This is a genomic window from Chroococcidiopsis sp. CCALA 051 (assembly GCF_003015105.1).
GTDB lineage: Bacteria > Cyanobacteriota > Cyanobacteriia > Cyanobacteriales > Chroococcidiopsidaceae > Chroococcidiopsis > Chroococcidiopsis thermalis.
Genome location: NZ_PYCI01000154.1, coordinates 1 through 14,564 on the forward strand (window position 1 = coordinate 1; position 14,564 = coordinate 14,564).

The 14,564-nt window shown below is 44.3% G+C and carries 14 protein-coding genes; 4 read left to right on the plus strand and 10 right to left on the minus strand.

Annotated elements, in window-relative coordinates; genetic code table 11:
• Positions 1–61 precede the first annotated feature (61 nt).
• Together C7Y66_RS26175 and C7Y66_RS26180 are read right to left on the minus strand one after the other, a co-directional pair.
• Entirely contained in the window at positions 62–388 is a 327-nt protein-coding gene (locus C7Y66_RS26175; RefSeq protein WP_015153460.1) for an MgPME-cyclase complex family protein, read from the minus strand.
• Between the two features lie 86 nt (positions 389–474).
• Positions 475–1,230 (minus strand): pyridoxine 5'-phosphate synthase, encoded by a 756-nt coding sequence (locus tag C7Y66_RS26180; RefSeq protein ID WP_106547842.1) that lies wholly within the window; start codon positions 1,228–1,230, stop codon positions 475–477.
• 444 nt (positions 1,231–1,674) lie between these two features.
• Here C7Y66_RS26180 and C7Y66_RS26185 point away from each other — a divergent pair, with 444 nt between their 5' ends.
• Positions 1,675–3,834 carry a caspase domain-containing protein gene (locus C7Y66_RS26185; protein ID WP_106547843.1) on the plus strand — a complete coding sequence of 720 codons (2,160 nt, stop codon included), beginning with the start codon at positions 1,675–1,677 and terminating at the stop codon, positions 3,832–3,834.
• A gap of 43 nt (positions 3,835–3,877) precedes the next feature.
• Here the strand turns inward: C7Y66_RS26185 and C7Y66_RS26190 are convergent, their stop codons facing one another.
• Positions 3,878–4,489 carry a peroxiredoxin gene (locus C7Y66_RS26190; protein WP_015153457.1) on the minus strand — a complete coding sequence of 204 codons (612 nt, stop codon included), beginning with the start codon at positions 4,487–4,489 and terminating at the stop codon, positions 3,878–3,880.
• 157 nt (positions 4,490–4,646) lie between these two features.
• Here C7Y66_RS26190 and C7Y66_RS26195 point away from each other — a divergent pair, with 157 nt between their 5' ends.
• Positions 4,647–6,806, plus strand: a complete 2,160-nt coding sequence (locus C7Y66_RS26195) for an amylo-alpha-1,6-glucosidase (protein WP_106547844.1) — start codon at positions 4,647–4,649, stop codon at positions 6,804–6,806.
• Between the two features lie 65 nt (positions 6,807–6,871).
• On the opposite strand, the gene C7Y66_RS26200 is transcribed toward C7Y66_RS26195, so the two are convergent.
• Positions 6,872–7,747 carry a pentapeptide repeat-containing protein gene (locus C7Y66_RS26200; protein ID WP_106547845.1) on the minus strand — a complete coding sequence of 292 codons (876 nt, stop codon included), beginning with the start codon at positions 7,745–7,747 and terminating at the stop codon, positions 6,872–6,874.
• Between the two features lie 180 nt (positions 7,748–7,927).
• On the opposite strand from C7Y66_RS26200, the gene C7Y66_RS26205 reads away from it, so the two are divergent.
• Complete coding sequence (locus C7Y66_RS26205) at positions 7,928–8,350, plus strand: GNAT family N-acetyltransferase (protein ID WP_233222856.1); 423 nt, start codon at positions 7,928–7,930, stop codon at positions 8,348–8,350.
• Between the two features lie 74 nt (positions 8,351–8,424).
• On the opposite strand, the gene C7Y66_RS26210 is transcribed toward C7Y66_RS26205, so the two are convergent.
• The 5 genes from C7Y66_RS26210 to C7Y66_RS26230 all read right to left on the minus strand — a co-directional run bounded on the left by C7Y66_RS26210 (position 8,425) and on the right by C7Y66_RS26230 (position 13,284).
• Positions 8,425–9,228 (minus strand): class I SAM-dependent methyltransferase, encoded by an 804-nt coding sequence (locus C7Y66_RS26210; protein WP_106547847.1) that lies wholly within the window; start codon positions 9,226–9,228, stop codon positions 8,425–8,427.
• Between the two features lie 99 nt (positions 9,229–9,327).
• Positions 9,328–9,693, minus strand: coding sequence for a hypothetical protein (locus C7Y66_RS26215; RefSeq protein WP_106547848.1), 366 nt, complete (start codon positions 9,691–9,693; stop codon positions 9,328–9,330).
• A 103-nt stretch (positions 9,694–9,796) separates the two neighbouring features.
• Entirely contained in the window at positions 9,797–10,618 is an 822-nt protein-coding gene (locus C7Y66_RS26220; RefSeq protein WP_106547849.1) for a COP23 domain-containing protein, read from the minus strand.
• A gap of 89 nt (positions 10,619–10,707) precedes the next feature.
• Positions 10,708–12,237, minus strand: coding sequence for a M48 family metallopeptidase (locus C7Y66_RS26225; RefSeq protein ID WP_106547850.1), 1,530 nt, complete (start codon positions 12,235–12,237; stop codon positions 10,708–10,710).
• A gap of 60 nt (positions 12,238–12,297) precedes the next feature.
• Positions 12,298–13,284 (minus strand): glycosyltransferase, encoded by a 987-nt coding sequence (locus C7Y66_RS26230; RefSeq protein WP_106547851.1) that lies wholly within the window; start codon positions 13,282–13,284, stop codon positions 12,298–12,300.
• A gap of 272 nt (positions 13,285–13,556) precedes the next feature.
• Here C7Y66_RS26230 and C7Y66_RS26235 point away from each other — a divergent pair, with 272 nt between their 5' ends.
• Complete coding sequence (locus C7Y66_RS26235) at positions 13,557–14,090, plus strand: DoxX family protein (protein ID WP_015153448.1); 534 nt, start codon at positions 13,557–13,559, stop codon at positions 14,088–14,090.
• Positions 14,091–14,280: 190 nt separating this feature from the next.
• Here C7Y66_RS26235 and C7Y66_RS26240 read toward each other — a convergent pair whose 3' ends face one another.
• Positions 14,281–14,478 (minus strand): hypothetical protein, encoded by a 198-nt coding sequence (locus tag C7Y66_RS26240; protein WP_015153447.1) that lies wholly within the window; start codon positions 14,476–14,478, stop codon positions 14,281–14,283.
• Between the last annotated feature and the right edge of the window lie 86 nt (positions 14,479–14,564).

The following is a 14,564-nucleotide window of genomic DNA, read 5'->3' on the forward strand; positions in this document are numbered from 1 at the left end:
AGTTATCAGTGACCAGTGACCAGTGACCACGCACCACTCTTTCCTGATAACTGATAATTGATTACACTGTTGTTAACGAAGCTAAAGGATCGGGGATAGTATCGGAGGGAGCTTGAAATTGCCCGGTAATGACAAACTCTAATCGCAGTTTCAGCCAAGTAATAAACTGAGAATTAGTAGAAATAATTGCTGCTGCTGGCTGCGGGCATTTGGTTTTAATTTCCTGCATTTCTGGGGCTTCTAGAAAGGCAGGTTGTTTGACTAACCAAAAATCAATTTCTTTTTGCTTTTCTAAGTAGTCGCGCGTCCGTTCTTTCAATACTTCTTCTAAAGGTTCTTCTTCAGTTAAAAAGCGTTGACTGGCTAAAACGTAGTGGTATGTTTTCATTGTTTTGATGGTAATTGGTAATTGGTAGTTGTGCGTGCTTCAATTGCGACTGCGAAAGAGCGACTTGCGACTCGATCGCTGCTCCCTCACCTTTCTTCCCCTGCTCCCAGCTCGTCCCTGCTCCCTGCTCCCCTAATAGCCTGTTTCATCTCGCGCACGGCTCGTTCCATACCAACTAAAGCCGCTCGACTAATAATTGTATGACCGATGTTGAGTTCTTCCATCCCAGGAATGCAGGCAATTGGGTAAACATTCCAATAGGTTAAACCGTGTCCGGCGTTAACTCGCAATCCAGAGGCGATCGCTTGTTCGCAGCCTTTGGCTAACACTGTCAATTCTGCTTGGCGGCTGGCTTCCGATTGTGCTTCAGCATAGCGTCCCGTATGCAGTTCGATAAATTTGGCTTTGGTCTTGACAGAAGCTTGGATTTGTGCGTCCTCAGCATCAATAAACAAACTTACGGGAATATTTGCCGTTTGGAGCTTGTCTACTACCTCGCTCATGCGATTCAGTTGTCCTGCTATATCTAATCCCCCTTCTGTTGTCACCTCTTCTCGTCGTTCGGGGACTAGGGTAACGTAATCTGGCTTTACATCTAGAGCGATCGCTACCATTTCTGCTGTCGCGGCCATTTCCAAATTCAGGTGCGTGCGGACTGTCTGCCGCAATATTCTCACATCTCTTTCTTGAATGTGTCGCCGATCTTCGCGCAGGTGAACTGTAATCCCGTCAGCTCCAGCTAATTCTGCTAGCACCGCTGCTGCCACGGGATCTGGCTCTACCGTGCGTCGAGCTTGTCGAATCGTCGCAATATGATCGATATTTACTCCCAGTGTAGGCATCCACGCTCCCTTTACTTGCCGTCTCCGCACTTAATTTTACCAAGAGTCAAACTAAGTCGTAAGTTGTAAGCCGTAAGTCGTAAGTGGAGGACTGCAAAAAAAGCGCGATCGCCCTATGATAGAAGTTAGATGGCTCCGAATCTAGCTCGCTTCCTACGACATGGCATCTACAGAAAAATTAGCGATCGGGGCATTGAGCATCAGCATAAAGATTTGCATTAGAGCTGATAAAAAAAATAGGAGGCAAGCTATGCGCGATCGCGTTAACTTAACCTGATTTGATATATTTTCGATTCCTTAATATAACTTAATAATTTCCGAGAAAGGAATCATTTTAGATGTAGCTATACCAATATTAAGTTATCAATTATTTAGTCAGTGGGAAGACTTGTGAAAACTTCTTCCCTCAGTTTCCAGTCCCTACCCCTTAGCTTAGCTCCAAAGATGTGTCCATTAAGTGTCAGTACTAGCCGCTCTACTCATGCCTTGGAAACAGGGGAAGCCAAGCTGTGGAGTTTGCTGGTGGGAGTGAATCAATATCAAGACGCTCGGCTACCTTCGCTGAGTTATTCTGCCTCTGATTGCCAAGGATTGACAGAAGCGCTGGCAGAAGCAACTCAAGGATTTCCACGCAAGGAACCGATCGCGCATCACGATTTCGCGACTCATCCACCCACACTAGAGGCAGTGCGGCAGAGTTTAGAACAAATTGTCGCAGCGGCTCAACCTCAAGATACAATTTTGCTTTACTTTTCCGGTCATGGAGTTTTAGATCGGGAGACGGGGCAAGTCGTTTTATGTTTGGCAGATACATCGAAAGATAACCTACTGCAAACAGGTTTGAAGTTGCCAGATGTATTAGAGCTATTGCAAAAGAGTCAAGTTCATCGCCAAATGCTATGGCTCGATGCTTGTCATAGTGGGGATCTCACTTTGCGGGGAGCTAAAGGTGAAGTGACGATAGAACAACCAGAACTGAACCCAGCACAGCAATTGATGGAGGTATTGAGGCAACGAGCAACTCAAAGTCGGGGCTTTTATGCCTTATTGTCCTGCGATCGCAAGCAAAGGTCTTGGGAATTTCCCGAACTGAAGCATGGGTTATTTACTTACTACCTGATGCAAGGATTAAGGGGGGAAGCCGCCGACACTCAAGGTGTGATTGATGCGGATGGGCTGTATAAATACGTTTATCACCAAACTATCCAATATATAGATCGGTTAAATCACCAACTGCGGCTGATGAATCAGCAAAAGCGCAGCCGAGGAGAACTAGATTTACACCCAGAATACCCTTTACAAACCCCGAAGCGAATTGTAGAAGGGGTAGGAGAACTCGTTTTAGGGTTAAAGGTAGACGAACGCATCCCACAACCAGTCAAACACAGCCGCCGCGCTTTGGTATGCGATGGTTTTGCCGATAGTAATGCCGTTTATGCTTTCAGTCGAGCTTTACAAACAGCTGGAAATTTTGCCCTAGAATATTTTCCCCAGTCCGGTAAAGCATGGACGGATGCCAGATATGCCATTCAAAGCTGTTTGCGATCGCCCGTTTCCTCCCAAGAACCAGAAACAGTTTTGTTATACTTGCGCGGTAGAATGGAGGCGATCGCAGATGGGGAAGCTTGGCTTGTTATAGGCGACAGTCTGCGGCTAAGTCGTTCTTGGTTGCAGCAAGAGTTACGCCGTAGTGCAACAGCACGACAAATTATTCTTCTTGATTTTCTGGGTACAGAGCGCTCGTCAGCAACACTGCAAGAGTGGATCGAAGAATTACAGCTCAGTGGTGGAAAACAGTGTATTATCGCTGCTGCACCCTCCGATCGCGCGCCAGAGCAATTTACTCATGCTTTGCTAGAAACATTGGCAGCAAAGGAACCATCCTCACCTTTGTCAGTAACAGCATGGATGGATGAATTACAGCAAAAGTTAGAACGAATGGGAATGCCATTGCACCTGTGGCTGTCAGAAACTGCTAGTGAGATAGAAGTTTTTCCGCCAACGACGTTGACAGCAACAAAATTCGTTCCATCGCCACCAAAACCACCACGGATCGAAAAACCTGCTGTCAGCCACTCTACGCCCAAAGTGCAGCCACCAGCAGCCGCCGCCAGTCCTCCTCCAGCACCCGCACCAGCAACACCATTACCGGCGAAAGAATATTTTTCACAGCAATACGCTCAGTTAGAAAAAATTTTGCGGGAACTGGTAGGACCAATTGCTCCTACCTTACTCTCTCAGGTGGCAACTCCAAATTCTCAACCGCATCACTGGGTAGAAAATTTGCTGCCAATATTATCACCGCAGCAACAAAATCAATTGCGTCAACAATCGATCTCCTTATTACAACAAATCCCAGGATCGCAACCGCAAACGCGATCGTCATCTTGTGCTACAAGTTGGCAACACGAAACTTTGTCAGAAAATTTTATTCATCAATGCGAGCAAGCTTTATCTGCCGCGATCGGTCCCATTGCGACTTTCTTAATCCAAAATACAATTAAATCGCAACCACAAATTTCGCGATCGGAATTAATCGAAATATTAGCTACCGCGATTCACGATCCTCTGCAAGCAGCAGCCTTCCGCCGTCGATTATTGTAGCTTCTATAGAGACGTTCCACGGAACGTCTCTACATCGTCATGACTACACGGAAGCGAAGTAAACTTTGGATTTTGTGGGGTCAGGAGTCATGGTTTTATCCCCAGGCTGCCAACCAGCAGGACAAACTTCATCTGGATGGCTTTGAACGTACTGAATTGCTTTCAACGTCCGTAGAGTTTCTTCAACACTACGACCGAAGGAAAGGTTGTTAATCGTGGCGTGTTGGATAACTCCCTCTTTGTCAATTAGAAATAGACCGCGAAGAGCAACACCCGCTTCTGGATCTAAGACATTGTAAGCAGCACTAATCTCTTTCTTGATGTCAGAAACAAGAGGATAGTTGAGGTCGCCAACGCCACCTGACTTGCGATCTGTTTGAATCCACGCTAGGTGGGAGAATTCGCTATCTACAGAAACGCCGAGGACTTCGGTATTAACTGCCTTGAATTCCTCAAAGCGATCGCTGAAGGCAGTAATCTCAGTGGGACAAACGAATGTAAAGTCTAGAGGGTAGAAAAATAGTACGACATACTTGCCACGATAGTCAGATAGTTTGATAGTCTTAAATTCCTGATCTACTACTGCTGTGGCAGTGAAGTCTGGAGCAGGTTGTCCAACACGGAGGCATCCTTCACTTGCGTAACTTAGTGGCATTAACCAATTCTCCTTTGATGTGTCTACTATTTGGCAAATTTAGGGAAAGCTAGTTGAGATTCACCCTTACGCTTATAGGCAAGTTCTCGGCTTTCCGTACAGTTGATTTTTACGTTACGTAACAAATATATCATAGTCATAACGATTTTGAGTAGCAATGGGCAATCTAGATACAAGAGAATGGCTGCTGACGAATGGGTTGGGTAGTTTTGCCTGCGGTACGGTAGCGGATGCTCGGACTCGAATTTATCACGGCTGGTTGATTGCTGCCCTCACTCCTCCTAGTCAGCGTACCCTTTTACTGTCCCATCTAGATGCCAGTTTAGAAGTTTCTGCTCAAGTCTTTGCTCTATCGACAAATTTTTGGGGTGGTGGCACAGTCGAACCAACTGGCTACGAGCTACTACAAAGTTTTGAGATCGAACCAGTACCAACCTGGGTATGGGGTGCGGATAATTGGCAACTGTCAAGACAATTGGTAATGCCAGGTGAGGGAGCAGGGACGAGTTGGGAGCAGGGAGACAAGGGAGACAAGGGAGAGGGGGGAGACAAGGGAGACAAGAGAGACAAGGGAGACAAGGGAGACAAGGGAGACAAGGGAGGAAACACCAACTACCAATTACCAATTACCAACTACCAATCGTTTAACCACCGAATCTTAATTCAGTACCAATATCAGGGACAAGAGACAGCTATTTTGCGATTGCGTCCGGTAATTGCCGATCGCAAGTTTCACGACTCACAACGGGAGGATGAAGATCTACAATTTTCTCAATTAGTTGCCGAGAGTTCTGTTTGCCTGCAAGCCGTAAAATCGGGACGTGTAGGCACGTTATGGCATTTACACTGGACGCAAGGGGAGTATCAACCAAATGGCGTATGGTACTGGAATTATTTACTACCAGAAGAGACAAAACGGGGACTGAGCGATCGCGAAGATCTGTACAGTCCTGGCTATTTCACAATCAATCTCAAACCAGGCACAACCGTCACCCTAGAAGCAAAAGTAGGACTGCCAGAATCTCCTTTAACCGATGATGATTTTGAAAAAGCGATAGAAAGTCGAAATTCAAAATTCAAAAGTCAAAAAACAGGAGTCAGGAGTCAGGAGTCAGGAGCCAGAAGTAATTTTTCTCCCCCAACTCCCCCAGCTCTCTTCAGCGACTCCCGACTCTCGCAATTACTCCTCAAAGCCGGAGAACAATTTATTGTCTATCGTCAGTCAGTAGCCGGAGCAACGATAATTGCTGGTTATCCTTGGCTGGAGGACTTTAGTAGAGATGCATTAATTGCTTTGCCAGGATTAACACTCTCGACGGGACGGTATGACTTAGCAAAAGAGTTGTTGGGAACGTTTGGTAAATATTGCTGTTGCGGTTTAATGCCAGATTGTTTGTCAGATGGCGATCGCGAACCTACATATCACAATGTTGATGTTTCGCTGTGGTGGATTGAAACTTTGGGTCTTTATCTAGAGGCTAGCCAGGACTGGGATTTTTTAGCGACTCAATATCCGATCGTGCAGCAAATCTATAAAGCGTTTACAACTGGAACGAAATACAACATTCAAGTTGATGTGGCTGACGAGTTAGTCATTTGGGATGCGGCTGATGCGGCGCTGACTTGGATGGATGTAAAAATTGACGGTCAACCTGTCACGCCACGTCAGGGTAAGCCGATAGAAGTCAATGCCCTGTGGTACTCTGCTTTGTGTTGGGCAAGTCTTTGGGCAGAACGGCTCAGTCTTACTCCTGGGGAGAATGTGGAGCGTTTGAGCAACCAGGCACGACGATATACTCAGCAAGCACACAAGGTCAAAACCTCGCTACAAAAGTTTTGGAATCCTACCCTTGGTTATTTGTACGATGCGATCGCGCTCGACGATCGCCTCAACAATCAAATCCGTCCTAATGCCGTTTTAGCTCTATCTTTACGCCACTGTGCTTTTAGCGAAACTCAAGGACAGAGAATACTGCAACTAGCAACCCGCAGCCTACTAACTCCCTATGGCTTGCGTAGTCTTGCTCCGAGCGATCCTGAATACATTGGCAGCTATGCCGGAGCGCCGCATCAACGCGATCGCGCGGCTCATCAAGGCACAGTTTGGAGCTGGTTAATTGGTGCTTACGTGCGTGCTTGGCAGCGTTTTTATCCCACGCAACCGCTACCGATTGACTGGCAACCAATGCTAGTTCACTTACAACACCAAGCTTGCCTCGGCTCTATTTCCGAACTTTTCGACGGCGATCTACCACACACTCCCCGAGGGGCGATCGCCAAAGCTGGCGCTGTTGCCGAACTGATTAGACTGTTATGAGATAGTAATTGGTAGTTGGTAGTTGGTAGTCGATCGATCGCCGATCGCTGGTCACTGGTCACTGGTCACTGGTCACCGATCGCTGCTGTCCCGCCACCATGAACTGTACCATCTGGCATTACTGCACCTTTGAGGGTGACACCATTGATTTTGGCGTGAAGTATGTTTGCTTTGTATAGCCTCGCTCGACAGAGATTGGCACGGTTGAGGTTAGCACCTAGCAAATTCGCTTCTTCAAGATTGGCTTCAATTAGATTTGTCCCTTCCATGTTTGCCTTTTGCAAGTCAGCTTGACTCAAGTTCGTTTGAACTAAGTTTGCTTGCAATAAGTCTGCCTGTTTGAGTTTGGCTCGATGCAAGTTTGCCCCAACTAATGTAGCGCGTCGAATGCTAGCTTGAATCAAGTTTGCCTCTTGTAGGTTTGCATGACTAAAATTAGCTTTATAAATGTCGGCTCCCTGGAGGTTAGCTGCTTCTAAACAGGCTTGCTGACAGTTTACCCCTATGAGGTCTGCCATGTAGAGATTAGCCCCCTTCATGTTTGCTTCTTTAAGAAATGCTCCTCTCATATCAGCGCCACTAAGGTTGGCATATTCCAAGTTTACGCCAGCAAAGTTGACAAAAGCGAGATTGAATCCACTTAAATTTGCGCCTTGTAAATCTGGAACGAGTTCTCGATTTTGTTCGCGCCAATCGTTCCAGGTTACAACTCCTTTTTGCAGCCATGCTAAATGCTCTGGTGAAGACTCCGCGATCGCATCTTCTGATGAATGCGGCGTTGGCTTGTTCGTGGATAGTTCAACTGACAGCCCCAATAAACTGTCAATCTTTGCCCGTAGCTCCAGTAGTGCTTTACGATCTAATAAAGTTAAGATATCTTGGGCAATGGATTGCAGCGTTACAGCAGAGGGCTGTACGGAACTAGGCTGCTTTTCAGTCATACTATTGTTTACATAGGAATTGCTTCTCACTTATCTTTCCCAAATTTCTCACCATCTGTAGCAGAGTCAGTCAAGAAGACAAAAGTTTGAGGGGCAGTTTTTTTGACGTGACTTACAGCAAAACAAAAAATTCTGCGATTAAACCCATCCCTACACAAGTTAGAAGTCAAAAGAATATTGATGCAGATTAAGTTTGCTACCTCAAATCTCGATATATCACGATGCTTTCCGGTGATGGTGCAGTTGCGATCGCATTTGACAGAAGCAGAGTTTGTTAACCGCGTGCAACGCCAACAGCAAGCTGGTTACTTTCTAGTCTACGTCGAGAAAAACAATTCAATTAAAGCCGTAGCTGGGTGTAGATTGATGGAAACATTAATTGATGGGCAGCTACTTTATATTGACGATCTCATCACTGATACATCCGAGCGTTCTCAGGGTTATGGTAGTGCCTTAATTGATTGGTTGATAGAGTATGCTAAATCGCAAGGGTGCGTTTCGCTACAACTCGATAGCGGCGTACAACGTGCTGCTGCCCACAAATTTTACTTTAGAAAAGGGCTGACAATTAGTTCTTTTCGTTTTAAGAGAAGTTTACAGTGAAGAAACGGAGCGCACGAGCAGGGAGCGCACGAGCAGTGACCAACAACTATCAACCACCCATTACCCATTACCCATTACCCATTACCTTTTGTAAATATCATAATATGTTGTGATGGTAAAACATCTTTTGTTGTCTGCCATTGCAAACCGATCGCTTGCATCTCTTTGCGGGCTTGTTTTTGGGTCATTTTATGTAAAGTTTTGATCGGAATAAATGGATTTTCTCGGCGATATTCAACTAGTACCACTCTTCCGGCTGGCTTGAGAGATTTTACTAATTTTTTCATCATTTCGTTGGGATGAGAAAATTCATGATAGGCATCTACCATCAAAGCTAGATCGATACTATTTGTAGGTAAGTTAGGATTGGCGATCGCACCTAAAACAGGTTCTACATTTGTGATTTTATTTTCTTGTTTGAGAAACTCAATTATGTCTAACATTTCTGGTTGAACGTCAACAGCAAATACTTTACCTTGAGGTACGACTTTTGCTAGTCGAAAACTAAAATATCCCGTACCAGCACCAATATCTGCTACCACATCAGTAGGTTTTAAATCGAGAGCGGCGATCGCTTTTGTTGGTTGTTCTTCCCGTTCTCGACTTGGACGTTCTAGCCATAAACTTCCTGTATGTCCCATCACTTTAGCAATTTCCCTACCCAAGTAAAACTTACCTATACCATCCGCACTCGGAGAACGATATTCATAAACTTTTGTATTTATTGGATTAGATTGTGTTGCTACATCTGCGGCGGCGCTACTAACATTAAATCCTAGACAACAGACAATTAAGCACAGTCCGCAAGTGATGCGTAAAAATGATGAAATACGTGTTTTCAAGTGCATTTTTATGAGTTGTAATTGGTCATTCGTCACTCGTCATTTGTCATTCGTCATTTGTGCGTAGCTAGTCACCAGATTTTTATCTAGTCACTAGCCACTAGCCACTAGTCGCTCTCTACTGATAACCGTTCACTATCTCCGTGCTTCTAATTTTTTGACTCTTGCCTCTAATTGATTGACTTGCTGTTTTGTTTCGATCGCTAATGTTGCTAGGTTATCAAAAGATTGTAACTGACTTAGGTTATTGCGATCGCGTCTGCGATTATCTGTATTAGGCGTTCTGGGAAGATTGGGTCGAGAAGTACGATCTATTTGACTTTCTAGGCGATCGAGTCTTGCTTCTAAGGTTCTAAGGTCGAATTCTAATGAGTTGAAGCGCGAATCTGATTGTTGAGATAATGCAATTCTAGGGATAAAACCAATCGTCAAAAATATACTAATCAAACCAACTAAGAGCGGCAATAATATTTGTCTAAAAATACGATTATTGTTCAGCATAGTTTATATAAATCGAGCAAAAAAAGTGTCATCAGTCATTTGTCTATTGACTGATGACCGATGACCGATGACCAATTACCAATTACCAATTGTTAATTACAGTCTAACGAAAATTCCCAGGATTTAACCGCGAATGGGAGCTATTTTGCTTGACTTGTACGGCATCGTCAAGTTTTGCTCCAGTGCCACCATCCTTTGCATCTAAGAAGGGTTTGAGGTTAATATTCTTAGTATTAGTGCGTTTTTTTCCACCCAAAGCTTCACGACCCATGTTGATGAGATCGCTAATTTCGCTCTGTCTTCCTCGGTAGGTACTGACTGCATCAGTTTGCTGTCCGCTATCAGCTACGGTGAGGTTTTCAAAGACGCGATCGCGAGTTGATATAGGGTCTTGTCCTGGTGGTACGGTAAAAACAATCCGACAGGACGAGTCTCTTTCTGTCGTGACGCAAACAGTGTTGTAGCTATTTTCTACCCCTGTGGTCATTTCTAACAAACCATCGGGACGGTAAGATTCTAAACGACGAGCAATTTCGTTACAACGTCTTTGAGAATTCCAACCACCACCCATATTTGATGGTTTTGCCCACTCAAAGAACTCTCCTGGCTGGCTTTCTGGCTGGTAAACTACAGTGTACTCGCCATTTACAGTCTGACAGCTAAACCGCGTCGCTCTCGTAACGGGATCTGAACTGCCAGGATTGCGGCGGGAAGTAGGTGTAGTATCGCCGTCTGTATCTACGACAACATCGCGATCGCGGTTGGTCGAGCGACTATTGCGATCGCTAGAACGAGAATTATCTTGAGCTATTATCATCCCTTGGCGGGGAAAAGCCATTGCAGTTTCATGTGCTAATAGCAAGGCTAACCCCATTGATAAACTCAAACCTCTTAACAATTGCAATTTAAAAGTTTTTGCAGACATGAAAAATAATCCTCAAGCTTAACCCTGCTGCCTCTAAGTTATCTACCTTAAGTCAGTGATGTATCTAGTGCAGGAAAGATTGTTTACATTTATCGATGATGCTTTTTCTTAGTTATCAGTTCCTTCTGAATCAAAATTTTTTCCACCCTTGCTTTCATTTCGGCATGACGCGCTACTCCCTCGTAGGTATAACGGTTGTAGCCATTACGTTGAATCAGTTCTTCGACATAGCGAATGCGATCGCCTGTTGGGGGGTGAGAAGATAACCACGCTGGCGGTTCTCCCCTTTTGTCTTGTTCTTTCAGCGTCACTAACAGATCGCGTAAACCATCAGCTGCATAGCCGCTAGCTGCAATTAATCTTGTCCCTAAAGCATCTGCTTGGCGTTCCATATCGCGACTGTATCTCATGGCAAAAATGTTCGTTACAGTTCCACCATAGGGAATATATTGAGTCACATTCGCCAGTAAATTGCCTTCAGCTGCCAACTGAAACCCATGAGAAAGAACGGCGTGAGATAATTCGTGTGCCAGTAATCCAGCCAACTCTGCTTCAGATTCAGTTTTGGCGATCGCACCTGCATTCACAAATACTTTTCCCCCTGGTAAGGCAAAAGCATTTAAATTATCGTCTAATACAACGTAAAACTCATATTGAAAATCGTCGCGACCTGTGACTTTAGCTAGTTTTTGTCCAATTTCATTCACGTAATCAACGACTATTTTGTCTTCTACCATTGGTAACTGTTCTCGCGCATCTTTGGCGATCGATTTACCGATGGATGATTCGCCCCGCAACAGCATTGAGCCTGTTTGCAAAGCTGACAGCGGACCTAATAGACTACCTGTAAGGGCATATCCTGCAATCCCAGTAATGACATTGGCGATCGCATTTCCTCGTAACTTGCGGCGCAGATGTCGCGTATAATTTTCTAAATGTACATCGGCTAGTTGAGTAAATTCTGCGGTGCTAGGTTGGTTGGGATTGAGAATTGCAAATCTTCGCGCGGCGATTGAGGCTTCCATCCATTTTTTTTCAGCAACGAAGGCTTCGATTTTGGCTTTGACTAACTCCGATCGATCGGGATAAAGGGATGTTGCTCGTTCCAAAACATCGATCGCTTCTTCAGGATGACCTTGTTTATTGAGTACTGCTGCCAGTTGCAGATGTCCGGGGATAAATTGGGGATACTGTTCTACTAATAATCGTAGAGGAACCAAAGTTCTCGTTTGCAGATTTTGAGCGATACCTGCTTCTGCTTCCCGCCAATAAACCTTGCCTGCTGGTGATAGTTGAGTCGCATCAACAATTGGTTCTGGACGCTGTTTAACTTCTATAGGGGTGGTAAAAGGCTCTTTGACTTCTCGATAGAGTTTTTCTGCTTCTGCGTGCTGTCCGGCTTGATGCAAACGATCCGCTTCAATTAGTTTTTTTCTCTGCTCGATAATTGTGGCAAGGCGGGAGGCACTGGTTTCGAGTTCAAATGTGGGTGGTTCCCCTGGTTGTGGTTGCGTGGGGGTATTTTCTGTTGGCGCAGGGGGTATCGCTATAACTGGCGTTCCAGAGACAAGCAAAGCTGCATTTAAAGCGATCGCCAGTCGAGTCCAGGCGGGTTTCATAGGGTATTTGTCCGAGTGTGGGAGTGTAGATAATTTTTAGTCTATAGTTGTTGTCAGACTTTAGGCGATCGGGACAAATATTTTTCTCAACGCTCGCCACAAAAAGGCGAGAATCGCTAACCACGGTACTAACAATATGACGCTCAGAACTTTAAGCGAATGAGTACTCCTCAAGACTTCTCTAATTTGATTGAACGTGGTTTTCAAATCTCCTTTGCTCAGCGCTCGAAACGCAAGTTTAATTCCATACTTGCCACATTCTTCTAATGCTTGTTTGGTTAGTTTCCAGCAGAGGTGAGAGGGAAGCAAGCGATCGAATGTTTTTATCACACGTCTAGCACAGACTAAGTTATATCCTGAGGATAGAACAGTAGATGTAATGGTATTATTATGTACTCTATAAAAAGCTAGCACTTGTGGCTCAAACCAAACTTTATAATTAACTGCTATCCTAATCCACATCTCATGATCCGCAGAACTCTCCATTTGAGAATTAAATTTTCCTAGCTTTTCATAAACCTCTTTTTTGACAGTAACAGCAGGAGGATCGAAAAGAGAACTAATAGCAATTTTTTCAATAAAGTTGGGGATTATTCCTGCTTTTTTTCTATGTAAGCGGGAAATATATTTTAGCCGACGACCTATCTCATCTATATGTTGGTGGCGACAGCAAGCTGCTCCAATTGCAGAATTAGTATTAAAACCGATTTCCATCCGATGATAAAATCCAGCTCCAACAATATCGTCATCATGCAAAATATGTATGTATATTCCTAGCGCTCTTTCTATGCAAGTATTCCAATTTGTATAAATATCTACTGTCTTTGGCTGACAATAAAAACTAACTTTACCTTTGTATTGAGAAACTATGCTCTCGATCGCTTTATTAATCGAACAGTTATCTACTACTTCTATTTGAAATCGATCAAATTCTCGTTCTGATATTTGAGCTAATACGCTCTCTATTGCTGCTGATAAATATCTCGATCGCTCATAAGTTGGGATCATTATCGACCAGATTGGTCTTCGATTGGTTTCTGGTGTCATCTCAACTTTGATTTTGGTTAAAAATTAGTTGTATAGCTTTATATCGATTGCCGGATATTATACGCATTAGCGATCGCGCGGGCTGTTTTGCACATTACACAAAACCTGCTAAACTCATAACGACTTTGCTTTAGTACGAATGCCGATTCTGCATACCTATGGCGTTCCCGATTTTGAAAAAAAGCGATACATTAATAAATAAGTATTTACATTAATTAATACTTCTGTTAATTTTTTGAAATCTTTGACAAACTCAGCGCAACATCTGCACCATGTCTACAACCACCTTTTTAGCTACCATACTCAAACCCAACACTAGCCCTAACTTCTGGTCGCAGACTGCTTGGGCTGTCCTGCGTGCTGTCGTAGGGATTGTTATGATTCATAATGGCTTAGACAAACTGGGTAATATCGAAAGCTTTTCTCAAGCTTACGTTGAGTACATTGGTTTACCCTTCCCGATCTTTTTCAGCTACTTAGCTGCATTAACCGAAACAATCGGTGCGCCACTGGTAGCGATTGGCTTTTTGACCCGTCCAGCTGCTTTTGGTTTGTTCGGAACCATGTGTGTAGCGATGTACCATCACATCTTGGTTGCTGGTTTAAATCTGTCTTATTTAGAACTCTCTGCTGTTTATGCAGTTTGCTTTCTCTTCTTCACCATCAATGGTGGTGGACTATTCTCCACAGATGCTTTGATTGCTAACTGGCTCGATGCTAGTGCTTTCTCTATGCAAGCGAAGCGGATTATGCGCTTAGAAAAAGCTTATCAGGCTCAGAGTGTGGCGGAAATGGTCAGTAAGTAATGAGTTGTGAGTCGTGATGGAAGATTGGCAACTTGCGATCGCCATTCACTCTACGATTTAGGGAAGGAAGCGATCGCTTCTTTCCCTAGTTTTTGTATTTTTACAGCAACCCTCAATCGTTTATGAAGAGCTTGTACTACAGTCACCATTAGTTATTGACAAATGACCAATGACAACATATGAGGGTGCTCTATCTCAATAGTCTCGTTACCCTAATATCGTATTCAATACCTTGTGGATGGTCGCTTCTAGCCTGCGCTCTAGCGAGGCGATCGACTTTATCTTTGGACTCTGCATCGATTTCGTAGCGTGCTGTTTCGCTTCTGCAACTAGCACTTGTCATTTCTAAGCATTCTTTGATATCTACCAATACTTCATAAGTGTGCATCGTTTGAGAACCTCCTCGTTCGAGATGCAAAAGGTAGGAATTAAGTTCAGTATAGGAAGCTACGGAGTTCCTGTCTCTTATACACA

What these genes read in the sequence shown, in the direction of transcription:
- C7Y66_RS26230 (WP_106547851.1), bottom strand. Translation starts at nt 13,284, where the DNA reads ATGACACCAGAAACCAATCGAAGACCAATCTGGTCGATAATGATCCCA.
- C7Y66_RS26225 (WP_106547850.1), bottom strand. Translation starts at nt 12,237, where the DNA reads ATGAAACCCGCCTGGACTCGACTGGCGATCGCTTTAAATGCAGCTTTG.
- C7Y66_RS26240 (WP_015153447.1), bottom strand. Translation starts at nt 14,478, where the DNA reads ATGCACACTTATGAAGTATTGGTAGATATCAAAGAATGCTTAGAAATG.
- C7Y66_RS26185 (WP_106547843.1), top strand. Translation starts at nt 1,675, where the DNA reads ATGTGTCCATTAAGTGTCAGTACTAGCCGCTCTACTCATGCCTTGGAA.
- C7Y66_RS26195 (WP_106547844.1), top strand. Translation starts at nt 4,647, where the DNA reads ATGGGCAATCTAGATACAAGAGAATGGCTGCTGACGAATGGGTTGGGT.
- C7Y66_RS26205 (WP_233222856.1), top strand. Translation starts at nt 7,928, where the DNA reads ATGCAGATTAAGTTTGCTACCTCAAATCTCGATATATCACGATGCTTT.
- C7Y66_RS26190 (WP_015153457.1), bottom strand. Translation starts at nt 4,489, where the DNA reads ATGCCACTAAGTTACGCAAGTGAAGGATGCCTCCGTGTTGGACAACCT.
- C7Y66_RS26220 (WP_106547849.1), bottom strand. Translation starts at nt 10,618, where the DNA reads ATGTCTGCAAAAACTTTTAAATTGCAATTGTTAAGAGGTTTGAGTTTA.
- C7Y66_RS26180 (WP_106547842.1), bottom strand. Translation starts at nt 1,230, where the DNA reads ATGCCTACACTGGGAGTAAATATCGATCATATTGCGACGATTCGACAA.
- C7Y66_RS26175 (WP_015153460.1), bottom strand. Translation starts at nt 388, where the DNA reads ATGAAAACATACCACTACGTTTTAGCCAGTCAACGCTTTTTAACTGAA.
- C7Y66_RS26215 (WP_106547848.1), bottom strand. Translation starts at nt 9,693, where the DNA reads ATGCTGAACAATAATCGTATTTTTAGACAAATATTATTGCCGCTCTTA.
- C7Y66_RS26235 (WP_015153448.1), top strand. Translation starts at nt 13,557, where the DNA reads ATGTCTACAACCACCTTTTTAGCTACCATACTCAAACCCAACACTAGC.
- C7Y66_RS26200 (WP_106547845.1), bottom strand. Translation starts at nt 7,747, where the DNA reads ATGACTGAAAAGCAGCCTAGTTCCGTACAGCCCTCTGCTGTAACGCTG.